The organism is Salinivibrio siamensis, from assembly GCF_001996005.1.
GTDB classification, from domain to species: domain Bacteria; phylum Pseudomonadota; class Gammaproteobacteria; order Enterobacterales; family Vibrionaceae; genus Salinivibrio; species Salinivibrio siamensis.
Map to the genome: position 1 here is coordinate 122,655 of NZ_MUFB01000001.1, position 21,863 is coordinate 144,517.

Genomic DNA, 21,863 nt, shown 5'->3' on the forward strand with positions numbered 1-21,863 from the left:
AACGCCCTGTCGAGACAGGGCGAAGGATGATTAGCGAAGACGTTTGGCCTCGACCACATCTTTTACTTGTTCAAGCCGGTTAACCACGCGGCTCAGGGTGTCGAGATCGGAGATTTCTAAATCAAAATCCATAATAGACATTTGTTTTTTGTAATCCACGCGACTTTGCATGCCCGCTACGCGTGCTTTTTCATTGCTGAGCACGGTATTGATGTCTTTGACCAACCCGGTACGCTCATTGGCAGATAAGCGGATCCGCACATGGTACTGACCAATGTGCCCTTTACCCCAAACCGTGGCAATAATGCGCTCGGGCGCGTGATGACTCAGTTCGTTGAGTTGCTCACAATCAGCGCGGTGCACAGAGATACCCCGCCCTTGGGTGACAAAACCTTTGATCTCATCACCGGGTAATGGCTGACAACAACGCGCAAGGTGAGTCATTAAGTTATCAACCCCCTCCACAACCACTGCATCACGGTGCGCCTTGCCCGTATTCGGCTTTTGCTCACTTTGTTGCAGCTTCTCTAAAAGCTGTTGCTCTTCTTCTTCAAGACTTGGCTTGTTAATCAGGCCATTGATATGGTTAACCACCTGATTAATACGCAAATCACCGCTACCAACTCCCGCGTAGAGCTCATCCAGTGTATTCACATTAAAGCGTTTGAGCGCGAGTTGAGCGTCTTTGCTGGTACCACCGATTTTTTGCAGCTCAGTATCCAAAATCTCTTTACCCGCGGCAATGTTCTTATCTTTATCCTGTTTGCGGAACCAAGCATTGATTTTGGCGCGTGCCCGGCTCGAATTCACAAAGCCATGGCTGGGATTTAGCCAATCTCGCGAGGGGTTGGGCTCTTTTTGGGTAATGATTTCTACCTGGTCGCCCATTTGAAGGTGATAAGTGAACGGGACAATACGCCCTTCCACTTTCGCTCCGATACACCGATGCCCTACCTCGGAGTGAATATGGTAAGCAAAATCCAACGGCGTGGCGCCGCTGGGTAAGTCCACGACATCGCCGCGCGGGGTAAAGGCATAAACCCGGTCGTCAAACACTTGGCTGCGCAGCTCATCGAGCATTTCACCCGAGTCTGACATTTCTTCTTGCCATGCCAACAGTTTACGCAGCCAGGTAATTTTCTCGTCGTACCCACTGCGCCCACTGGCCGCCCCTTCTTTATACTTCCAGTGTGCAGCGACCCCAAGCTCTGCATCATCGTGCATTTGTTTGGTGCGGATTTGAATTTCTACCGGTTTACCTTCCGGCCCCAGCACCACAGTATGAATGGATTGATAACCATTGGGTTTCGGGTTGGCGACGTAATCATCAAACTCTTTGGGTAGATGGCGGAATTTGGTGTGCACGGCCCCTAACGCGGCGTAACAATCTTGTAGCTCTTCTGCGATGATGCGTACCGCACGCACGTCAAACAACTCGTCAAACTGCAGGTTCTTTTTCTGCATTTTACGCCAGATGCTGTAAATGTGTTTGGGGCGACCATAGACTTGCGCATTGATGTTGGACGCTTCCATCGCCTGCTGCAGATCGTCGACAAAATCAGTGATGTAGTTTTCGCGATCAATCCGTCTTTCCGCGAGTTGCTTGGCGATTTGTTTGTAGGTTTGCGCATGCTGGTAACGGAACGCGTAGTCTTCCAACTCCCACTTTAACTGACCAATACCTAACCGGTTAGCCAAGGGGGCATAAATGTTGGCGCTCTCTTTTGCCGCTTGTTGGCGGACAGATTCCTCCGCCTCTTTCACTTCGCGTAAATGACAGATGCGCTCCGCCAGCTTGATCACCACGCAGCGAAAGTCTTCCACCATCGATAACAGCATACGACGTACGTTATCAACCTGAGACGAGGTCGCTTCTGTCTCTGTTTGGGTATTTAAGTGGCGAATAGCCGCCGTCTGTTGTACCCCTTCTATCAGTTTGACGATAGAGGTTGAGTAAGCGTCCGCAAGGGTATCTAGGCTGATAAGCTCCGCCTCAACCACGGGGAAAAACAGGGCTGCCAATAAGGTATCAGCATCCATGCTCAAGGTGACGAGGATTTCAATCATCTCCCGGCCACGCCATAGTGGCTGGCTGAGCACGGCTTCATCGTCGCTCAATGTTCGGCAGTATTGATAACCATCTACCAACGCCTGAGTGGTTGAGGGATCTTGCCCTAACCGTTGAACCCAGGTATTGAGATCAAACGCTTCGTCTTCGTGTAGGTGGGCTTCTCGTACCGCAACCATAACCGTTCCTATCCTTATCTCTCGAGTGACAAGAGAGGCGTATCCGTATCGACAGGCCACGAGGGCCAAACTTGTATTATGCCAACCGTTTGGTGACAGGCATGAACAAAGCCATCGACTCCATGTGTCCTGTTTGTGGAAACATATCCAACATACCAAGCGTGACCAGCTGATAGCCATTATCGAGCAATACGCGCGCATCACGTGCTAGCGTGGCAGGGTTACAAGACACATACACAATATGTGAAGCCTTAGATTGTGCCACAAAGTCTATGACACCAGCAGCCCCCGCACGTGCCGGATCGAGTAAGATTTTGGTAAAATCCTGTTGCGCCCATTCACCCATCAGCGCGTCACTGTTCAAGTCAGCTTGGTAAAACTCGGCGTTCTCACAGCCGTTTTTTGCCGCATTATCCGCTGCTTGGTCCACCATAGCTTGCACACCTTCAATGCCTACCACATGTTTCACACGCTTAGCCATTGGCACGCTAAAGTTACCCAAGCCACAGAAAAGATCCAACACGCGATCGTCTTGCTCAAGGGCGAGCCAGTCAAGTGCTTGCCCTACCATTTCTTGGTTGACCTTCGCATTGACTTGAATAAAGTCACTGGGCGCAAACGCCAGTTGGCAACCTGCCATATTATAATAGGGCGCGGGGCCGACAAGGCGCTCCGGTGCCATGTCGCCTTGGTACAAATACAGTGTGCAGTCTTGCGTCTGTGCCCACGCCATTAACGCGTGGCGATCGTCGTTGTGCAAGCCCTTAGTGGTACGCAGTGAGACCACTGATGTGTTGTCAGCGTCAATGACGTCTAAGTGTCCCAATACACGACGGCCACGCAGGCTTTCTAAACAAGGACGTAAGCTTGACAGGAGGCGGTTGAGTGGTGCGCTTAACACCGGGCACTGATTCACTGTGATGATCGCGCTTCGTTGACGGGCGCGAAATCCCATCGCCAATGCCCCTTTTTTATCCACCTGCAAGCTGATCCGCGCACGACGACGATAATGCCAAGCCGCATCTTCTATCGGCGTTGACAGCGTTATCTCATCACCTGCAAATTTTTGCATCAACTCATTGAGCGTTTGCTGCTTGTGTGCGACCTGTGCTTGGTGATCCAAGTGTTGAAGACTACAGCCCCCACACTGCTGGTAAAGAGGACAACCAGGCTCAATACGCTGCGCGGCCTGGTTATCCAACTTAATTAATTGACCGCGCGCATATTGACGCTTTTGTTCGGTCAATTGCACCAAGGCTTGTTCGCCGGGCAAGGTTCCCGGGACAAAAACAGGTTTTTTCTGCAAAAAACCCACTCCGTCACCATGATGGTCCAAGCGTTCTATGGTCAGCAGTTGATGCTTTTGCTCAACCTTTTTCTTTTTCTCAGGCTTAAAAAAGCGCGCCATTATCGATTCCAGTGTTAAAAGCTTGTCGCCAAGCCAGTCAAGAGATCCTGCCAGTGGGAGTTGTGATAGTTCGCTGACTATTTTGTGATTGAATCATGTACACTGACGGCTAAATGTCGTGATTATTTTCCCATAGTTTATCTAGCATGACCAAATATGGCCTCCGCACCCGTGTCTCTGTTCTGACCATTGCCCCAACGTTGATTGTCGGCCTATTACTGAGCGCRTTTTTTACCAGCACCCGCTACCAAGATCTTGAACAGCAACTGACGGTCACCGGCTCTGCGATCATCGAGCCACTGGCGATTGCCAGCGAAGTCGGATTGAAAAATGATAGCCGTGAAAACGTACGCCGGCTAATTGGCTTTGCGCACCGCCAGCACTCACAGTTTGTGCGCAGTATTGCCGTGTTCGACCGACGTAACGAGCTATTTGTCACCTCGAACTATCACCGCGATCTTGCCATGCTCTCGGTTAACAGTGGCCAACCTATCCCCACACAACTGCAGATAAGCCAACAGCAGGATACCTTGATTCTGCGCGCCCCTATTTTGGAGATTGGTCGGTTTACCCCTGGCCTCAATGTTGAGCGACCGCTGGGCTATATTGCCATGGAGCTAGATTTGAGCTCGGTGCGGTTAAAGCAATACCAGGAGATGATCACCGCACTGGTGATGGTTGCTTTGGGCGGAATATTGTCATGCTTCTTTGCCTATCGCTTAATTGCGGATGTCACCCATCCGATTGGTAACATGGTGACCTTAGTCGATAGAATTCGGCGCGGCCATCTTGATGTCAGGATTGAGGGTGAGTTACTCGGTGAGCTCGACACCTTGAAAAACGGTATCAATGCGATGGCTATTTCGTTGTCGGAATACCATTTAGAAATGCAGCAAAGTATTGATCAGGCGACCTGTGATCTGCGCGAAACCCTCGAGCAATTGGAAATTCAGAATGTTGAACTCGATATCGCCAAGAAAAATGCGCAAGAAGCGGCGCGGGTCAAATCTGAGTTCTTGGCCAACATGTCGCACGAGCTACGTACCCCACTTAACGGGGTGATTGGCTTTACGCGTCAAATGCTCAAAACCGAGCTCAGCAGCAGCCAGCGTGACTATTTGCTCACCATTGAAAAGTCGGCTAATAACCTGCTCACCATCATTAATGACATCCTCGACTTCTCTAAGTTAGAAGCAGGCAAACTGCTGTTGGAAAACATCCCGTTTGATGTTCAAGACATGCTCGATGAAGTGATGCGACTGCTTGCGCCGATGGCGCACGAGAAAGGACTAGAGCTCACCTTGCGGACCGATGCGCGTATTCCTGCAGGGGCCGTGGGCGATCCACTCCGTATCCAACAAGTGCTGATAAACCTGATTGGGAATGCCGCCAAGTTTACTGAGCGCGGGAATATTGATGTCAGTGTCGATCTCAAGCAGCTTCACGATGAAACCGTTGAGCTACAGTTAATGGTTAAAGATACTGGCATTGGCATTTCCGAACGCCAGCAAGCACAGCTTTTCCAAGCCTTTAGGCAGGCGGACGCCAGCATTTCGCGTCGCTATGGTGGTACTGGCCTTGGCCTAGTGATCACACAGAAACTGGTCCAACAAATGGGCGGTGACATTGGTTTTACCAGTCGCCTTCACCAAGGCTCAAGTTTCTGGTTTACCCTGCAGCTCACGCAGACCGATTTGCCAGTTTCACAACCGCTCGACATTGAACCTTTGGTGGGTCGCGACATCGTGATCGTTGAGCCGAATGCGCGCACTCGCGAGATTTTGCGTAAGCGGCTGACGCAAGTGGGGCTGAATGTCGACACTGCATCTGGCACCAATGTGCTGACGGACCGTCACTATCACTTTGCCTTGCTCTGTTTCGACGCGGGAAGCATGCCGAGTCTTGATGCCATGCAACAAGCGGTGCAGGTCTGCGAGCAGCAAGCGCAATCAGTGGTAGTGTGTTTGCCAACCACTGAGCTAGAAGCGTCTGAGCATCTATTAAAAGCCGGGGTCAGCGCCTGTATTGCCAAGCCTATCCCTCAACGTAAACTGCTGGAGGCATTAATCGGGTCCCCTGAGGCGACGCCTTTACCCTTGCCTAAGCCAAGTGCATCACAAAAAGCGCCTTATACGGTAATGACCGTCGATGATAATCCAGCCAACTTAAAGCTGATCACTGCCTTGCTGGCCGAACGGGTCGAGAAGGTGATCACCGCAGAAGATGGGGTGAAAGCGGTCGCGCTTGCCCACCAACAAGCGTTTGATATTATTTTGATGGACATCCAAATGCCAGAGATGGACGGTGTCACCGCTAGCCAAGAAATTCGCAAAGCGGGATTCAATCAGCAAACACCGATTATTGCGGTGACCGCTCACGCGATGCCCGGTGAACGTGAGCGTCTCCTTGAAGCGGGGATGGACGATTACCTGACCAAGCCAATTGAAGAAGCCATGTTAGAGAGTACCCTCGCACGCTGGCTGCATCTTGATGAGGCGGCCTCTCAAGCGCAAAGCGTCCCACCGCCAAGCCCGTCAGCCAACCAAGATCAAAGTGTGCGACACCTAGATTGGCAGCGCGCGCTCAATCAAGCGGCAGGCAAAACGGATCTGGCGAAAGAGAYGCTAACCATGTTATTGGCCTCGTTTGACTCGGTGAAAGAGGCCGTTGAGCAAGCATTGGCGGGAGAGTTAGAGACTGATCAGTTATGGCACGCTATTCACAAGCTCCATGGGAGTTGCGCGTATAGCGGTGTCCCGCAGCTAAAAAGCTTGTGTCATGAGCTCGAAACCCAACTAAAAGCAGGCGCGGATATGGCTGCTATCGAGCCAGAGCTGTTAGAGCTGCAAGATGAAATTGCGCACATTGAGCAATTGGCACCACAATACTTGGGTACCTCATAAAACATCGAACGCCACACCGCGTGAGTTGCAGCCATACAGCAGTAAGCTTATGCGGTTTCTAGCACCACATACGCGATGGCATACGCTTTTTCATCAGAGAGGGTGAGCCAACACTGTGTAATGCCACGCACCTGCGCCAGTTCCGCGGCTCGGCCCGACAAGCGCAAGGTTGGTTGGCCCGAGGCCTGGTTGGTGATAATAAAGTCGTGGAACGTTACCCCGTTGGCAATGCCGGTTCCAAGCGCCTTGGCGGCGGCTTCTTTGGCGGCAAAGCGCTTGGCGAGGAAACGTCCAGGCGCGTGATGGCGCGCCAGATTGGCTTGCTCAGGCTCGGTTAAGATCCTGGCAGCAAAGCGTGGTTGGCGCGCGAGGGCTTTTTCAACACGCGCAATCTCAACAATGTCAGTACCAATTCCAGCAATGGCCATTTAGCGACGCGCCGCTTCCATGATCGCTTTCATATCCGCGACGGCTTTTTGCAAACCATCAAACATGGCACGGCCAATGATCGCGTGACCAATATTCAGCTCATGCATTTCTGGCATCGCCGCTATCGGCGTGACGTTATGATAGGTTAAGCCGTGGCCCGCATTCACTTTGATCCCCAAATCGACCGCATAACTGGCCGCCGCTGAGATTTTCTTCAACTCGGCTTGGCGATCATTGTCATTGGCGGCATCGGCGTAATGCCCGGTGTGCAGTTCAATAAACGGCGCGCCACATTGGTGAGCGGCTTCTATCTGGGTGCGGTCGGCATCGATAAATAAGGAAACCTTAATCCCCGCTTCGCTCAACGTTTGCGTGGCGGCTTTGACTTTATCCAGCTGGCCCGCGACATCGAGGCCCCCTTCGGTCGTCAGCTCTTCACGCTTTTCTGGCACCAAACATACAAACTCAGGCTGCGTCTCCAAGGCTATCTCGACCATTTCATCGGTGACCGCCATTTCCAAATTCATCCGGGTTTGCAAGGTTTCTTTAAGCAAGCGAACATCACGATCAGTAATGTGGCGGCGATCTTCACGCAAATGAACCGTGATCCCAGCCGCGCCTGCACGCTCTGCCAACTCAGCGGCATGAACAGGATCCGGATACGCGGTGCCACGCGCATTGCGCACTGTCGCGATGTGATCGATGTTCACACCTAAGTAGATTTTATCCATGATTATTTCCTTCTAAACAATTCTCTGCTTTTGAGCGGCTTGGGGCCAAGATATGGCTTGAGCGCCATACGCGTAAAACGCTTTGCGGCACGTAACTGAGCGACCGTCTCAAAGTGACGCGTCGCCAGCGCACGCAGATCGGCCCCCGTAAATTGTCGGTGTTGGCTTTTCATGATCGATGCCACAAAGCCTTGCTGCTCGCGATACAAGTACGTCATGTTATCGTTAATAGGGTCACCGCTGCCAGCACAATGAAGAAAATCAACCCCATAGCCCAAGGCTTCTAATAACGCGAGTTCAAAACAACGCAGGGCTGGCTCAGGATTATTGTAGCGAGCCAGCTGGGTCAATGCGGTCACATAGTCATGAAATAATGCCGGGTAAGGCGTGTGAGGCTCCAGCACACGCATCACCAGCTCATTGAGGTAAAAGCCAGAATACAGGGCATTGCCTGATAGCGGTAGGGCGAGGCCTGTGGCTTCGGCACTGCGTAAAGTGCGCAGTTCACCACGTCCCCCCCATTTGAGCAGCAAAGGGGTAAAAGGCTGCAAGGCACCTCTTATCGCCGAGCGTGGCCGACGCGCCCCTTTGGCAAGCAGAGTCACGCGCCCCTCGTGCTCAGAAAAGATATCCAAAAGCAGACTGGATTCACTGTAAGGGCGCGTATGCAATACAAAGCCGCGTTGAAACCCGTCCACTCACTCTCTCCTCCTGGCATGGGTACCTGAATCAGTGGGTCACTTAGAGATCGTCGATATAACCGAGGCTGCGTAGCGCGCGCTCATCGTCGGCCCAACCTGACTTCACTTTTACCCAAAGCTCAAGGTAAACCTTGCGCTCATACAGCTCTTCCATGTCTAGACGCGCTTCACGGCCAATGCGCTTGATCTTTTCGCCGCCTTTACCAATGACCATTTTCTTTTGGCCATTGCGCTCAACCAAGATCAAACCATTGATATGAAACCCGTCCGTTTCTGGGTTGTAGTCAAAGCGCTCGATTTCGACGGTGACCGAGTAAGGCAGCTCCTCACCGGTAAAGCGCATCAGTTTTTCGCGGATAATTTCAGAGGCCATAAAGCGCTGAGAGCGGTCTGTGACGTATTCTTCAGGGAAGTAAAACTCACTTTCCGGTAACGCGTCGCGTACCTTCTGTTCAACCACATCGATATTGGTGCCGTGTTTCGCGGACACCGGGATCACGTCAACAAACTCCATCTTTTCCGACAAGGTTTGAAGGTGTGGAAAGAGCTCGGTTTTCTCTTTCACATTATCGACTTTATTGACCAACAAGACCGTTGGCAGACCAGAGCGCGCTAACTTGTTGAGCACCATCTCGTCGTCTTTGGTCCAATGGGTGCCATCGACCAAAAATAACACCAGTTCGACATCGGTTAATGAGCTGTTCGCCGCACGGTTCATCAAGCGGTTGATCGCGCGCTTTTCTTCGATGTGCAGCCCTGGGGTGTCCACGTATACCGCTTGATAGTTATCACGGGTATCCACCCCCATGATGCGGTGACGTGTGGTCTGCGGTTTCCGCGAAGTGATCGACAGCTTTTGCCCCACTAAGCGGTTCAGTAATGTTGATTTGCCGACGTTCGGACGGCCTACAATGGCAATAAAGCCACAGCGCTGTGTATCAGTCATTATGTTAACTTCTGTAATGCGAGTTCTGCAGCCGCTTGCTCTGCCTTGCGACGGCTGCTGCCTTTTCCAATCACAGAACTCTCCAGTCCTGATACTTGGCACTCTACCGTAAATTCTTGGTTGTGTGCCTCACCACGCACTTTCATCACCGTGTAAGACGGCAAGGGTTTGCGTTTACCCTGTAGGTGTTCTTGCAGTCGGGTTTTCGGATCTTTTTGACTCGCGCCAGGCTCAATGGTCTCGAGGCGGTGTTGATACCACTGCAGGATAATCTCCTGCACTCGGTTGATATCACTGTCCAAAAAAATCGCGCCAATCAAGGCTTCGACGGCGTCAGCGAGAATCGAGTCACGACGAAACCCGCCACTTTTAAGTTCTCCTGGGCCAAGGCGCATCACTTCGCCCAGAGAAAACTCACGTCCGATCTCCGCCAAGGTGTTACCACGCACCAAGGTAGCACGCATTCGGCTCATGTCGCCTTCGTCCACTTTCGGAAAACGGTGGTAAAGATCCTCGGCAATCACAAAGCTCAAAATCGAGTCGCCTAAAAATTCGAGACGCTCGTTATGGGTGCCATTGGCACTGCGGTGCGTTAACGCCAATTCGAGTAATGCAGCGTTGCTAAATTGGTAGCCGATATCACGCTGCAACTTATCTGTTAGTTTTGTCATCATAGTCCAGAATTAATCAATTCCACCAATACGGTTAAAGCGAATGCCTGTCGGTACCCACGATGGTAGCCAGCTATCATTGGGGCGCTCAAATTCAAAGCTAACCCAAATAGCAACCGCTTTGCCCACGAGATTGCGTTCAGGGACGAAGCCCCAGAAGCGGCTATCCGCGCTGTTATCACGGTTGTCACCCATCATAAAATAGTGCCCGTCTGGCACGACCCAGCGGTTGACGCCCGGACGTGGCTGATACGCGCTCACCCGATCTTGCTTTTTAGGGTGCACCAAAATCTGATGCGACTGCTCCCCTAACTGCTCCTGCGCTTGCACAAGGTTGATGCCCGCTTGAATAAACTGGCTCGGCTGAATATCGTCAATCGGCACCGGCTGACACTGAGATTCGCCCTTGGGCTGAATACATAGGCGCTTATCTTCATACACAACCGTATCGCCCGGCAGCCCGACCGTGCGCTTAATGTAATCGATATTGGGTTGAGGCGGGTATTTAAATACCACGATATCACCGCGCTCTGGTTTACCTGTCTCGACAATTTCAGTGTGGAAGGCAGGATCACGTAAGCCATAGGCAAACTTTTCCACCAAGATAAAATCCCCGACCAATAAGGTAGGCATCATCGATCCGGATGGAATTTGAAACGGCTCATAAATAAATGATCGCAGCACCAGTACCACCGCGATCACTGGAAAAATAGACGCCATATTTTCAACCCAACTCGGTTGAGGCGCCACTTTAGCAACTTGTTCGGCATCCAGTTCACGCGCTGACACCTTGAGGGTTTCCCCTGCCGCTTGGCGGCGGCGCGGTGCCCAACGGTATTTATCTAACGCCCAAACAATGCCGGTGACCAAGGTCACCAGCACTAAAATCAAAGAAAACGTATTGGCCATAATGGAATCCGTCGTTATTTATCTTTGCCCACGTGCAAAATGGCCAAAAAGGCTTCTTGCGGCAGCTCGACATTACCGACCTGCTTCATTCGCTTTTTACCTTCTTTTTGCTTTTGCAGAAGCTTTTTCTTACGGCTCACGTCACCGCCGTAACATTTCGCGGTCACGTTTTTACGTAGCTGTTTCACCGTCGAGCGCGCAATAATGTGATTACCAATCGAAGCTTGGATGGCAATATCAAACTGCTGACGAGGAATAAACTCTTTCATTTTTTCCACCAGCTCGCGACCGCGCGGCTGTGCGTGCGCACGGTGAGTGATAATCGCCAGCGCATCGACGCGTTCACCGTTTAGGAGGATATCCACCCGCACCATGTCAGATACTTCATAGCGCTCGAAGTTATAATCTAACGACGCGTAACCACGTGAGGTCGATTTAATCCGGTCAAAGAAATCGAGAACCACTTCGGCCATCGGAATGTCATAGGTCAGTGCCACTTGGTTGCCGTGATAAACCATATCGACCTGCACACCACGCTTTTCCACACACAGTGAAATGACGTTACCGACAAACTCACTCGGCACCAAAATATTACACCGCGAGATCGGTTCACCAATGGTTTCTATGTCATTGATAGGTGGCAGTTTGGATGGGCTGTCGACGTAAATGACCTCGCCATCATTTTGGGTCACCTCGTACACCACGGTCGGTGCAGTGGTGATAAGATCGAGGTTATACTCGCGCTCCAACCGCTCTTGGATGATTTCCATGTGCAGCATGCCAAGGAAACCACAACGGAAACCAAAGCCCAGTGCCGCAGAGCTTTCCGGCTCAAAGAACAAGGAAGCATCGTTAAGGCTCAGCTTATCCAAGGCATCACGAAAACTTTCGTAATCATCCGATGAGATGGGGAACAGACCCGCATAAACCTGCGGCTTCACTTGTTGGAAACCTTCAATGCGCTTTTCACAGCCGTTTTTAGCATGAGTGATGGTATCGCCCACTGGCGCACCGAGGATATCTTTGATCCCACAGATCACCCAGCCAACCTCACCGGTTTGCAGACCATTGAGCTCTTTACGCTTAGGCGTGAAAATACCAATGCTGTCCACGTTCCATTCTTGGCCCGTGCTCATGATTTTCACTTTGTCGCCTTTTTTCAGCGACCCTTCACGGATGCGCACCAAAGAGACCACGCCGAGGTATTTATCAAACCAGGAGTCAATAATCAGCGCTTGCGTTGGCGCGTCAGGATCGCCTTCAGGTGGCGGGATCTGGCGTACAATGTCTTCAAGGACATCATCAACACCCATGCCGGTTTTCGCTGAACAGCGAGTGGCGTCAATGGCCTCAATACCGACGATGTCCTCAATTTCTTGCGCGACGCGATCTGGATCAGCGGCCGGCAAGTCAATCTTATTCAGAACAGGAACCACTTCCAGGTCCATATCAATGGCGGTGTAGCAGTTGGCGAGCGTCTGTGCCTCAACCCCTTGTCCTGCATCGACCACCAGCAAAGCACCTTCACACGCCTTGAGCGAGCGTGACACCTCATAAGAGAAGTCAACGTGTCCTGGCGTATCGATGAAGTTGAGCTGATACACTTCGCCGTCTTTGGCTTTGTAGTTCAGTGTCACACTTTGTGCTTTGATGGTGATACCGCGTTCACGTTCCAGATCCATTGAATCAAGAACTTGATCTGCCATTTCCCGGTCAGTTAGGCCGCCACATACTTGAATCAGTCGGTCAGAAAGTGTCGACTTACCGTGGTCAATATGGGCGATGATCGAAAAGTTACGAATATGCTTCATGTGTTGGTGTGACTTACTCGTTATCAATAAGAATGGGATCCTAAGATCAAGTGAGCGGGATTCTACCGAAAATAGTGGCTAGTCGCTATCCTGCTGTGTGGTATTTATTACCGCCAAGTCAGAGACGGGTTCCCCCATCACGCGTAACAGTTGAGGCTGTTGCTGCTCTTGGGTACCGATACGCGGTGCAAGATGACGCGCAAGGCCCACGCCAACCGCTCCCAGCCCTAGGCTTAGCGCGATAACGCCACCCTCCCCGCTGCCGGCGAGCGTGGCGAACAAAAATTGCCCGAGCAGTGCCCCCGTTAGCATCATGACTAAAGGCACCATGTAGACCAATAACGCGGAGCGTAATAAGGTCGCCTCACCTAAGCCGATTTCAACTAAGGTGCCGGCCGGCAGGGGTTTTGGGGCACGTACTTTAAGGTGTTTCACCTTACCAGGAAGGGCTTTGGACACAATACCGGTACCACATTGACTTTGTGACTGGCAGCTACCGCAACTGGTTTGCTGCTGGCAGGCCAATGACAACCAACCATCTTGGTAACCGGTAACTTCTGCCAATGCTTTGATCATGGTTCAACCTTCTGTTCTGACTTGCTCGCAGGCATATCAGTAATACGGACAGACTCCGCCACCCGTTTAGCTGTCTCAGGAGGAATATCGCCGACCACCGTGATTTCTGCATTGCCACTGGTCACGCTATGCAGTGTGCGCCGACCTTGGCGAACAATTTGCTTACGCACCGAGACATCATCGGCTTTGGCAAGATACACAGAAAAGCTGAACAGGCCATCACTGAACATCTGACTCTCGACCGCACGTTTAGTCATCATCAAACGGTGGCGATTGCTGTATACAGGTTCAAACCCCTCAGGTAACGCGGTGACCTGCCAATCTAAGTCGGAGCGCTGCGTGGTTTGTGGCAAGGTCAGTACCGGTGGCAATGCCAGCTCAGCCAGCTTTTGCATTGAGGTACTGATTTGTGAAGAGACGACCAACGACAACGCACGATATTGCTCAAGCGGATCGCCATCACGGTCGAGCAAATCCGCCCTGACAGGCAGTTTGCTGTTCTCATCTAACCATAATACGTACGAATAACGCTCTCCGTCTTTCGGGGTAATCCGAACCACTTGGCAATCCATCCCCGCTTCACGCGCGTGCCCCATAGAGACAAAATCATAATGGTTAGCCAGCACATCGATATCGGCTTGGATAAGCGTTGGCAAAGGCGCAACCATATGATCACTGGCAATGGTGAAAGGGTCGTAGCCTGGTTCAAAATAGCTGATTTCACCGCCTCGACGGATGACTTCTCGCGGCGGGCCACTTAAATACATGAGGTGGCCGTAGGCATCATCCCCAACTTGGGCATGACGAAAGCGAAGGGGTTCGAGACTATTTTTACCTACCAAGATGTAGGACACTTCATAATCTAGGGTGTCACTTGCGGTATCCATTTGATGTAACAAAGCCTCGGCAGAAGGTTCGGCCGAGGCTTGCGCAGACATCAAACTGACCAGCGCAAGCGCACCGATCAGAATTTTTTTCATTGATTATTACTGCTTGTCGACGGTGCCATTGTCTGATGGTTAGACAGCCTATCCTTATTCAAGCGCAGCTGCAATTCATAGTCTTTGAGCATGGCATTGACGCGGCGACGCTGCTCCATCAACTCGGCCTCAGAAGGTGTGGCACGTAGATCGTCACGGCTTAAGCTGACCGGCTCCGCAGCCCCTGCAAAAGGAATCGTTTCTAGTACTGGCGGCTGGGTTTGCGTGCTGGCCACCGGCGAACTCGCATCAGACTGATTATATTGCTGCACACCCACGATCACGGCCAACGAGACACACGCGGCAACGCTTACCTGTGTCAGCTGCTGCAGCCACCCTGGTAAGTGACGACGCGCCTTTTCAGGACGCGGCTGTGCTTCGTGCATGGGGAGCACATTATTATCAAGGTGATCGCCTTGATAAGCAGGTTCTGCTTCCAGCGCGGACGCTACAGAATCGGCAATGTTCCATTGCAACGAGCTGGGTGCCTCACCACGCATCACATCGCGAATGGTGCTAAAACTCCCCCAAGCCTGTTGCGCGTTATCATCTCGCTCAATCTCGTGGATGACTGCCGTATCCACCAGTTCGCCATCTAACAACGCTGAAATTTTTTCTCTATCCGTCATTCAAGTCACCGTCATGCAGCCAGTAAAACTCGTTACCGTTTCATCAGTGGCCGGATGCGTTTTTCAACCGCTTCACGCGCTCGGAAAATACGCGACCGCACCGTACCGACTGGACAATCCATTACCTGTGCAATTTCCTCATAGCTAAGCCCATCGAGCTCCCGTAAGGTAATTGCGGTTCTTAAGTCGTCAGGCAGTGTTTCTATGGTCGAAAATACCACCTGTCTCAATTCATCTGACAACATCAAGTTTTCAGGGTTCGATATTTCTTTTAAAGAACCCCCACTTTCGTAATTTTCTGCTTCGTCGGCATCAATATCACTGCCTGGCGGACGTCGTCCTTGTGCCACCAAATGGTTTTTCGCGGTGTTCACAGCAATGCGATACAGCCAAGTATAAAACGCACTCTCGCCACGAAATCCCGGCAATGCGCGATACGCTTTGATAAACGCCTCTTGCGCAATATCTGGAATATCACCACTGTGTGTACCGACATAGCGGGCGATAAGGTTACATACCTTATTCTGATATTTGACGACTAACAGATTGAAAGCTTGCTTGTCACCATTCTGTACACGTTCTATTAGAACCTGGTCGGTTAGCTGCTCGCCCATTCGAGCGTTTACTCCTTGGTTGATCTTTCCGCCCGATTATCGAAATTCTAGGCCCGACGTTGTCAGAGCGCGGTTAAACCCGCTTGCGAGCTTTCGCACACGATTCGATAACCCAGCCGGCGAAAAGTTCCTCACCATGTTGGTTTTATTATGCGTTGAATCACATTACTGTGACGGAATGGTCAAAGAATGTCTCTTTGACTGAGGGCATTGTCGCCCGAACCATACCATGGTTGCAAACTTTCACCCAAGCGAGACGGGATTTGATCTTACCGCGCGCAGCCACGTCAAATTGGTGTAACATTGGGGGCGCAGAAAGAGGATTAGGGATCATGACGACCACAACTCAGGAACATCAATGTGACGTGCTAGTCATCGGCAGTGGTGCCGCAGGCTTGTCACTGGCGCTCCGCTTAGCGCCGACCCACAAGGTGATTGTATTAAGTAAAGGCCCGCTCAGCGAAGGGGCAACGCTTTACGCACAGGGCGGTATTGCCGCGGTGTTTGACGAACAAGATTCGGTAGAATCTCATGTCGAGGATACCCAAATCGCAGGCGCAGGTATCTGCGATACCCAGGTCGTGGACTTTATTGCCCGCAATGCTAAAGATTGTGTGCAGTGGTTAATTGATGGCGGTGTCCCGTTCGATCAAGAAGATAGCGACGACGACACCCCTCGGTATCATTTAACCCGTGAAGGCGGCCATAGCCACCGCCGTATCTTGCATACCGCCGATGCGACCGGAATGGCCGTGCAAAACTCGCTTCAAGATAATGTGCGCCAACACCCTAATATCACCCTGCTTGAACGACACAATGCGCTGGATATTATCACCCGTAAAAAAGTCGGATTAGGTGGTCCAAACCACGTCCTCGGCGCCTACATCTGGAACCGAAACCAAGAAGTGGTTGAGACCGTGCGCACCAACTATGTGGTACTCGCCACCGGAGGGGCCTCGAAAGTTTATCAATACACCTCCAATCCCGATGTGTCATCCGGTGATGGCATCGCCATGGCATGGCGCGCAGGTTGTCGTGTCGCCAACCTAGAATTTAATCAGTTTCATCCAACGTGTCTGTACCATCCAGACGCGCGCAACTTTTTGCTCACTGAAGCACTGCGCGGTGAAGGCGCTCACCTTAAACGCCCAGATGGCTCGCGCTTTATGGCGGAATTCGATTCACGCGGCGAGCTTGCCCCGCGTGATGTGGTTGCCCGTGCGATTGACTACGAAATGAAGCGCCTTGGCGCCGACTGTATGTATCTCGACATCAGCCACAAAGACCCTGAATTTGTGATCAAACACTTTCCCACCATCTACGAAAAGCTCAAGCAATACGGCATCGATCTGACTAAAGAGGCGATCCCTATTGTCCCAGCCGCCCATTATACGTGCGGTGGCGTGATGGTGGATAAAAACGGCACCACAGATTTACCCGGCTTATACGCCATTGGGGAAGTGAGCTACACCGGCTTGCATGGCGCGAACCGTATGGCATCTAACTCGCTACTCGAATGTGTGGTTTATGCATGGTCAGCCGCTGAACATATAAAAGCGCACTCAGACCATATCGAGCCGCATACTGCGCTACCCCCTTGGGATGAGAGCCAAGTAATTTGTTCCGACGAAGAAGTGGTGATCCAGCATAACTGGCATGAGTTACGCCTGTTTATGTGGGATTACATGGGCATTGTCCGCTCAACCAAACGGTTGGAGCGTGCGCTACGCCGTATCGAACTGCTCAAGCAAGAAACACATGAGTATTATGCTAATTTCCGGGTCTCAAACAATCTGCTGGAGTTGCGTAACCTTTTACAGGTGGCAGAGCTCATGGTTCGTTGTGCCATGCAACGTAAAGAAAGCCGAGGCCTTCACTACACCATTGATTACCCTGAGCCTAACGAGCAATCCGGTCCCACCGTATTAACGCCAGATCAGCCCTGCTAGTACGTGTCGCTCGCCGACTGCTAATGATAAAGGCCAGCCTCAAGAGGCTGGCCTTTTTACTGGATATCATCGCGGTTATTCGCTTTTAAACTCGCTCACCGCACGCTCAAGGTGTGCGGCTTCTTCGGCCACCTTGTGTGCCGCTTCGCGGTTCTGGTTGGCGCGTTCAGTACTGTTTTGCGCAATATCTTGAATATTGTGCACGTTTTGATTGACTTCTTTTGCCACCGAGCTTTGCTGCTCGATCGCCGTGGCAATGTGGGTGCTCATATCCATGATGTTTTGCATATCTTCCATGATCTGCGAGAGCTCTTGCGAAGCCGCTTCCACCTTACCCACGGATGTTTCCCCGTCTTCTCGGCTTTGCTCCATACGCTCAGAAACCGACTGGGTTTGCGCTTGCAACGACGTAATAATGCCAGAAATTTCATCGGTTGATTCACGCGTACGGGTCGCCAACTGGCGCACCTCATCAGCCACGACCGCAAAGCCACGTCCTTGCTCACCAGCGCGCGCCGCTTCAATCGCCGCGTTCAGTGCCAATAAGTTGGTTTGCTCGGAAATATCTTTAATCACATCTAATACTGAGCCGATGGTTTCAGACAGCTTACTCAGTTCAAGCACCTCGTTGCTGGTATTACTGAGGGTTTCTGCCAGTGTCATGATCATCGCTTTAGTGTCATCCACCACTTTTTGCCCGTTCTCCGCACGGCTTAAGCTGGTGCGCGCATTCTCCGCGGCCTGATCGGTATTACCCGCAATATCGCGAATGGTGCTTTCCATCTCATTCATCGCAGTCGCGGCATGAGTGGTTTCATCTAACTGGGTAGCCATGGCGGCCCCAGTGGCTTCAGTACGGGATTCAACTTGCTCTGCACTTTGATTAAGCGCTTGTATGGCGCGACTCACATCCAAAACCATGGTTTGGATACTGCCGAGCATCTGGTTAACGTCTTTCGCCATGAAGGCAATCTCATCACGACCGTTTTCGTCAGCTCTCAAGGTCAGATCCCGCTGCTGCGTGATGGCGGCCATTTGCTCACTAAATCGGTAAATACGCTGTTGAATGCCACGGTTCATCCACAACGAAATCGCTGTCATCACCAGTGCCAGTATCACCACCACCGATCCGGTCATCATCACGGTCTGTCTTAAGGCTTGCGAAATGGCCTGCTCATACTCTTTACTGAGCACATCGAACATTTCCTCAACTTGGTGGGTTTTACCACGAATTTGCCCCAGTAGGCCTTTGTCTGCCGCTAGCCCTAATGTCTTTTTCTGCGCGACAATCTTGTCCACTTGCGCCTGATGCGCTTGAAATAAAGCGAGCAGGTCACCGCGAAGGTAATCTTCAAGCTCTTGCATTTGGCTTTGATATTCGTCGATGTAGTCAAGGTTACTGCTTTGCACAAACAGTTTGGCATCTGCGGCTAATAAGCGGGCGCTACTCTCAAGCACAATGTCATTTTTGGTCGCTGCCACCATTTTCTTGCTCGCGTTTTGCATCTGTCCTCGGATCCCCTGCTCAGGGGTTAACCCCAATGTTTGGTAACCCTTACCCAGATCGCGAAAGCCGTTGGCATACGCTGTCATTGCTCGCTGCACTTTATCAATGGTCGCAGTCTCTAGCCCCAACGAAGCGCTGCGGGCGCGAAAATCACTCAGCAGCTGATTGAACGCGTCGACATTGTTATCAAAACGGGAGAGATATTTGGGGTCCATGCGCGCGAGAAAGTCTTTCTCATTGCGGCGTAGATTGAGCAAGATCACCTCAAGATCAGAGACCGTGGTTAGCTGACTGTGCATTTTTTGTAGCCGCGTTTCCGCTTTCCATGCAACGGCGGCAACCGCAAGTAGCGCCAACACCGACATCAAGGTGAGTGACAAGAGTTTTTGTTTAATATTCATAGCGACCCTACAGCGTTATCTGAGCAGAATGGATTGAACCCGTGTTCCTTGAATATCGGAGATAACGTGAAAAAGTAAAGCCACGCAATCGGTTTGTCACAAATATGTCACATGCTATCCCAGCCTTGCTGACAGCAATGCCGATAAATCAGACGAAAATGATAGTCTGGAAGGCCATAACGCCAAATATAAAGGTATTGGGCATCCGCACGCGCGGCGAGCACCAGCAGCCATGGGGTCGCATAAACACAGGTCAGTTTTCGATACTGCCCATTAGGCATGACCGCCCAAGCGTCAGATGAAAAGCGAAAGGGGCCTTCGTTAGCGATGAGGTGAGCATGGAAACGGAGCAAGTCTCGTACCGCCCAAACGGTTAGCACAGCACGAGCACTCAAAGGAAGGGAAACATGCGACACGGCCAGCCAAGCCACCATCGTTCCTAGCAAAAGCAGACAGACAGTGACATAACGCGGGCAATGTAGGTGACTATGTACGTAACTTACTGCGGTTATAAGCGACGACCTTATCGACAACAGATTTCATCTTCGGGTCGTCAGGTTTACCATGCCCCATCAGCCAGGCAAACAAGTCAGGATCCGCGCTTTCCAAAAATGCGACAAAATCCTGTTTTTCTTTTTCATTAAGCGTGTCGTAGCAGGCTTCAAAATACGGCATAACCAACACATCCAGTTCCAACATGCCGCGACGACATGCCCAACGAACCCGCGCTTTATCCTCGGTATTAACCATTGTTTACCTCTATCGATGATGTCAGTACTCGCATACTATCAATGCCGTTATCGGGCGACTACTTTTGCTGAGCAACAAACCACGAATCTGAGAGCTCTCTAGCGTTAATTCGGTTTATACAGCAATCGCCCGACAAGACAAAGGCTGACAAGCTTTATGCTCCCTATTAGTATACGGGGCAGAGTCTATGTTTTCTCAACAGAGAGCGTGAATGTTATGAGTGAATGGTATCAAACCGTAGCCTTTGAGCCTGCGGATACACACCCCAGTGATCCACAACCTGAACTGGCGATGGTTGCCCTTGATAACTGGGCAATCACTAAAGTGAGCGGCAATGATACGAAAAGCTACTTACAAGGCCAGCTCACTTGCGATATTGCGAACCTCGCAGAAGATAAATCGACCCTCGCCGCCCATTGCGATCCAAAAGGTAAAGTTTGGTCAGTACTGCGTTTTTTCCATTACCAAGACGGGCTCGCCATGGTGCAACCGGCGTCGATTGAAGCCACCCAGCTTCAAGAAGTAAAAAAGTACGCCATTTTTTCCAAGATTGCGTTTGAAAAGGTCGATGCCGTGTTGCTCGGTGTCATTGGTACACAGGCAGACAAGGTAGTGGCTGATCACTTCGGCCCGCACGGTGACGTTCGCCAAGGGCAACAAGGCACCGCTGTATACATTGAACCACATCGCTGGTTACTGGTGGTTGACGCGACCAAAGCCACAGAGCTTACCCATCAATACTCAGCCACATTGCTCACCCATGAGTATTGGGATAAGTGGGATATTGACGCGGCATTACCCCGCATCGAGCAAACGACCAGCGGTGAATTTATCCCGCAATCGCTAAATCTTCAGGCGCTGGACGCGATCAGTTTTACCAAAGGCTGTTATACCGGACAAGAAACCGTGGCACGCGCCAAGTATCGAGGCATGAATAAGCGCGCCATGTACACGCTCAGCGGCCACGCCGAGCACACACCTGTTGCAGGCGACAAAATCGAACGTGCGGTGGGTGATAATTGGCGCGCAGGCGGGACAGTGATCGCTGGTTATCGCGATGCTAACGGCAATGCGAGCGTGTTAGCCGTGCTGCCAAACAACTTGGACGACGACACCGCTTTCCGCCTTGCTGAGTCTCCTTCGTACGCATGGCAGCGTGAGCCACTTCCTTATTCACTTGAGGACGATGATTAAGCCGTGTACGCGGATCCTAATTGGCAAACCCCGGTGACTGCCGCGCTCGATAGCGCCCATATTCGCTACCAAATACTGTGGCAGTCACGCGCGACACAATCGATTGAGGAAACCGCGAAACAACGTGGTATTGATCCTTCTCAAATGCTCAAAACCATGGTGTTGCGTGATATGGGAGGGCGCTATGCAGTGGCTTGTGTCCCAGGCGATCAGCAAGTCAGCCCACCCAAAGTGCGCCAACGACTCGGCTGGCGACGGATGACACTTGCCAGTGCCCAACAAGTGCAAAGCACTACCGGCTACGCACGCGGTACTGTCGCGCCACTAGGGCTCTCACCAGATCTGGCCTTGGTCTTTGATGAGCAGATCTGGGACTATGAAACTGTCACTATTAGCAGCGGTGACCCCCATGCCGGATTATGGGTGAGCGTGAAGGATCTTCTCGCGCTTTGCCAGCCGCTGCGTGCCGAGATATGTCGTAATCGGGCAAATCAAATGAAGGAATGA

20 protein-coding genes are annotated in these 21,863 nt (G+C 51.6%); 4 read left to right on the forward strand and 16 right to left on the reverse strand.

What is annotated here, in order from left to right:
- Positions 1 to 30: 30 nt before the first annotated feature.
- Positions 31 to 2,247, reverse strand: coding sequence for a GTP diphosphokinase (gene relA, locus BZG73_RS00570; RefSeq protein WP_046074093.1), 2,217 nt, complete (start codon positions 2,245 to 2,247; stop codon positions 31 to 33).
- Between the two features lie 76 nt (positions 2,248 to 2,323).
- Positions 2,324 to 3,655 (reverse strand): 23S rRNA (uracil(1939)-C(5))-methyltransferase RlmD, encoded by a 1,332-nt coding sequence (gene rlmD, locus BZG73_RS00575; RefSeq protein ID WP_077667324.1) that lies wholly within the window; start codon positions 3,653 to 3,655, stop codon positions 2,324 to 2,326.
- Positions 3,656 to 3,801: 146 nt separating this feature from the next.
- On the opposite strand from rlmD, the gene barA reads away from it, so the two are divergent.
- A complete protein-coding gene (gene barA, locus BZG73_RS00580; protein ID WP_077667325.1) occupies positions 3,802 to 6,558 on the forward strand; it encodes a two-component sensor histidine kinase BarA in 2,757 nt (918 codons plus the stop codon).
- 47 nt (positions 6,559 to 6,605) lie between these two features.
- Here the strand turns inward: barA and acpS are convergent, their stop codons facing one another.
- From acpS to rpoE, 11 genes are all read right to left on the reverse strand, one after another.
- Positions 6,606 to 6,986 (reverse strand): holo-ACP synthase, encoded by a 381-nt coding sequence (acpS, locus tag BZG73_RS00585; RefSeq protein WP_046074090.1) that lies wholly within the window; start codon positions 6,984 to 6,986, stop codon positions 6,606 to 6,608.
- The gene (gene pdxJ / locus BZG73_RS00590; RefSeq protein WP_077638533.1) at positions 6,987 to 7,718 is read right to left on the reverse strand and encodes a pyridoxine 5'-phosphate synthase; all 732 of its coding nucleotides are present in this window, start codon (positions 7,716 to 7,718) and stop codon (positions 6,987 to 6,989) included.
- 2 nt (positions 7,719 to 7,720) lie between these two features.
- Positions 7,721 to 8,416 carry a DNA repair protein RecO gene (gene recO / locus BZG73_RS00595; protein WP_046074088.1) on the reverse strand — a complete coding sequence of 232 codons (696 nt, stop codon included), beginning with the start codon at positions 8,414 to 8,416 and terminating at the stop codon, positions 7,721 to 7,723.
- A gap of 43 nt (positions 8,417 to 8,459) precedes the next feature.
- Complete coding sequence (era, locus tag BZG73_RS00600; protein WP_046074087.1) at positions 8,460 to 9,365, reverse strand: GTPase Era; 906 nt, start codon at positions 9,363 to 9,365, stop codon at positions 8,460 to 8,462.
- Positions 9,365 to 10,036 carry a ribonuclease III gene (gene rnc, locus BZG73_RS00605; RefSeq protein WP_046074214.1) on the reverse strand — a complete coding sequence of 224 codons (672 nt, stop codon included), beginning with the start codon at positions 10,034 to 10,036 and terminating at the stop codon, positions 9,365 to 9,367. The genes era and rnc overlap by 1 nt, the downstream gene beginning before the upstream one ends.
- A gap of 12 nt (positions 10,037 to 10,048) precedes the next feature.
- Positions 10,049 to 10,945 (reverse strand): signal peptidase I, encoded by an 897-nt coding sequence (gene lepB, locus BZG73_RS00610; protein WP_046074086.1) that lies wholly within the window; start codon positions 10,943 to 10,945, stop codon positions 10,049 to 10,051.
- A 14-nt stretch (positions 10,946 to 10,959) separates the two neighbouring features.
- Positions 10,960 to 12,756, reverse strand: coding sequence for a translation elongation factor 4 (lepA, locus tag BZG73_RS00615; RefSeq protein ID WP_046074085.1), 1,797 nt, complete (start codon positions 12,754 to 12,756; stop codon positions 10,960 to 10,962).
- 78 nt (positions 12,757 to 12,834) lie between these two features.
- Positions 12,835 to 13,332 carry a SoxR reducing system RseC family protein gene (locus tag BZG73_RS00620; RefSeq protein WP_077606142.1) on the reverse strand — a complete coding sequence of 166 codons (498 nt, stop codon included), beginning with the start codon at positions 13,330 to 13,332 and terminating at the stop codon, positions 12,835 to 12,837.
- Positions 13,329 to 14,312 carry a sigma-E factor regulatory protein RseB gene (gene rseB, locus BZG73_RS00625; protein WP_046074083.1) on the reverse strand — a complete coding sequence of 328 codons (984 nt, stop codon included), beginning with the start codon at positions 14,310 to 14,312 and terminating at the stop codon, positions 13,329 to 13,331. Before rseB ends, BZG73_RS00620 begins: the two co-directional genes overlap by 4 nt.
- Positions 14,309 to 14,941: an RseA family anti-sigma factor gene (locus BZG73_RS00630; protein ID WP_046074082.1), complete on the reverse strand. Its 633-nt coding sequence runs from the start codon at positions 14,939 to 14,941 to the stop codon at positions 14,309 to 14,311. Before BZG73_RS00630 ends, rseB begins: the two co-directional genes overlap by 4 nt.
- Before the next feature lie 32 nt (positions 14,942 to 14,973).
- A complete protein-coding gene (gene rpoE, locus BZG73_RS00635) occupies positions 14,974 to 15,555 on the reverse strand; it encodes an RNA polymerase sigma factor RpoE (RefSeq protein ID WP_046074081.1) in 582 nt (193 codons plus the stop codon).
- Between the two features lie 332 nt (positions 15,556 to 15,887).
- Here rpoE and nadB point away from each other — a divergent pair, with 332 nt between their 5' ends.
- Positions 15,888 to 17,504, forward strand: a complete 1,617-nt coding sequence (gene nadB / locus BZG73_RS00640) for an L-aspartate oxidase (protein WP_077578942.1) — start codon at positions 15,888 to 15,890, stop codon at positions 17,502 to 17,504.
- Positions 17,505 to 17,579: 75 nt separating this feature from the next.
- Here nadB and BZG73_RS00645 read toward each other — a convergent pair whose 3' ends face one another.
- From BZG73_RS00645 to BZG73_RS00655, 3 genes are all read right to left on the reverse strand, one after another.
- A complete protein-coding gene (locus tag BZG73_RS00645; RefSeq protein ID WP_077606140.1) occupies positions 17,580 to 19,412 on the reverse strand; it encodes a methyl-accepting chemotaxis protein in 1,833 nt (610 codons plus the stop codon).
- A 107-nt stretch (positions 19,413 to 19,519) separates the two neighbouring features.
- Positions 19,520 to 19,846, reverse strand: a complete 327-nt coding sequence (locus tag BZG73_RS00650; protein ID WP_046074078.1) for a hypothetical protein — start codon at positions 19,844 to 19,846, stop codon at positions 19,520 to 19,522.
- 52 nt (positions 19,847 to 19,898) lie between these two features.
- Complete coding sequence (locus tag BZG73_RS00655; RefSeq protein WP_046074077.1) at positions 19,899 to 20,162, reverse strand: FAD assembly factor SdhE; 264 nt, start codon at positions 20,160 to 20,162, stop codon at positions 19,899 to 19,901.
- 216 nt (positions 20,163 to 20,378) lie between these two features.
- Between BZG73_RS00655 and ygfZ the strand changes: the two genes are divergently transcribed.
- Together ygfZ and BZG73_RS00665 are read left to right on the forward strand one after the other, a co-directional pair.
- Complete coding sequence (gene ygfZ, locus BZG73_RS00660; RefSeq protein ID WP_077667326.1) at positions 20,379 to 21,356, forward strand: tRNA-modifying protein YgfZ; 978 nt, start codon at positions 20,379 to 20,381, stop codon at positions 21,354 to 21,356.
- 3 nt (positions 21,357 to 21,359) lie between these two features.
- The gene (locus tag BZG73_RS00665) at positions 21,360 to 21,863 is read left to right on the forward strand and encodes an aminoacyl-tRNA deacylase (RefSeq protein WP_077667327.1); all 504 of its coding nucleotides are present in this window, start codon (positions 21,360 to 21,362) and stop codon (positions 21,861 to 21,863) included.

Excerpts from the sequence above, each read along its gene's own strand:
- relA (WP_046074093.1), bottom strand. The coding sequence starts at position 2,247 with ATGGTTGCGGTACGAGAAGCCCACCTACACGAAGACGAAGCGTTTGAT.
- rlmD (WP_077667324.1), bottom strand. The coding sequence starts at position 3,655 with ATGGCGCGCTTTTTTAAGCCTGAGAAAAAGAAAAAGGTTGAGCAAAAG.
- acpS (WP_046074090.1), bottom strand. The coding sequence starts at position 6,986 with ATGGCCATTGCTGGAATTGGTACTGACATTGTTGAGATTGCGCGTGTT.
- pdxJ (WP_077638533.1), bottom strand. The coding sequence starts at position 7,718 with ATGGATAAAATCTACTTAGGTGTGAACATCGATCACATCGCGACAGTG.
- era (WP_046074087.1), bottom strand. The coding sequence starts at position 9,365 with ATGACTGATACACAGCGCTGTGGCTTTATTGCCATTGTAGGCCGTCCG.
- rnc (WP_046074214.1), bottom strand. The coding sequence starts at position 10,036 with ATGACAAAACTAACAGATAAGTTGCAGCGTGATATCGGCTACCAATTT.
- lepB (WP_046074086.1), bottom strand. The coding sequence starts at position 10,945 with ATGGCCAATACGTTTTCTTTGATTTTAGTGCTGGTGACCTTGGTCACC.
- lepA (WP_046074085.1), bottom strand. The coding sequence starts at position 12,756 with ATGAAGCATATTCGTAACTTTTCGATCATCGCCCATATTGACCACGGT.
- BZG73_RS00620 (WP_077606142.1), bottom strand. The coding sequence starts at position 13,332 with ATGATCAAAGCATTGGCAGAAGTTACCGGTTACCAAGATGGTTGGTTG.
- rseB (WP_046074083.1), bottom strand. The coding sequence starts at position 14,312 with ATGAAAAAAATTCTGATCGGTGCGCTTGCGCTGGTCAGTTTGATGTCT.
- BZG73_RS00630 (WP_046074082.1), bottom strand. The coding sequence starts at position 14,941 with ATGACGGATAGAGAAAAAATTTCAGCGTTGTTAGATGGCGAACTGGTG.
- rpoE (WP_046074081.1), bottom strand. The coding sequence starts at position 15,555 with ATGGGCGAGCAGCTAACCGACCAGGTTCTAATAGAACGTGTACAGAAT.
- nadB (WP_077578942.1), top strand. The coding sequence starts at position 15,888 with ATGACGACCACAACTCAGGAACATCAATGTGACGTGCTAGTCATCGGC.
- BZG73_RS00645 (WP_077606140.1), bottom strand. The coding sequence starts at position 19,412 with ATGAATATTAAACAAAAACTCTTGTCACTCACCTTGATGTCGGTGTTG.
- BZG73_RS00650 (WP_046074078.1), bottom strand. The coding sequence starts at position 19,846 with ATGGTGGCTTGGCTGGCCGTGTCGCATGTTTCCCTTCCTTTGAGTGCT.
- BZG73_RS00655 (WP_046074077.1), bottom strand. The coding sequence starts at position 20,162 with ATGGTTAATACCGAGGATAAAGCGCGGGTTCGTTGGGCATGTCGTCGC.
- ygfZ (WP_077667326.1), top strand. The coding sequence starts at position 20,379 with ATGAGTGAATGGTATCAAACCGTAGCCTTTGAGCCTGCGGATACACAC.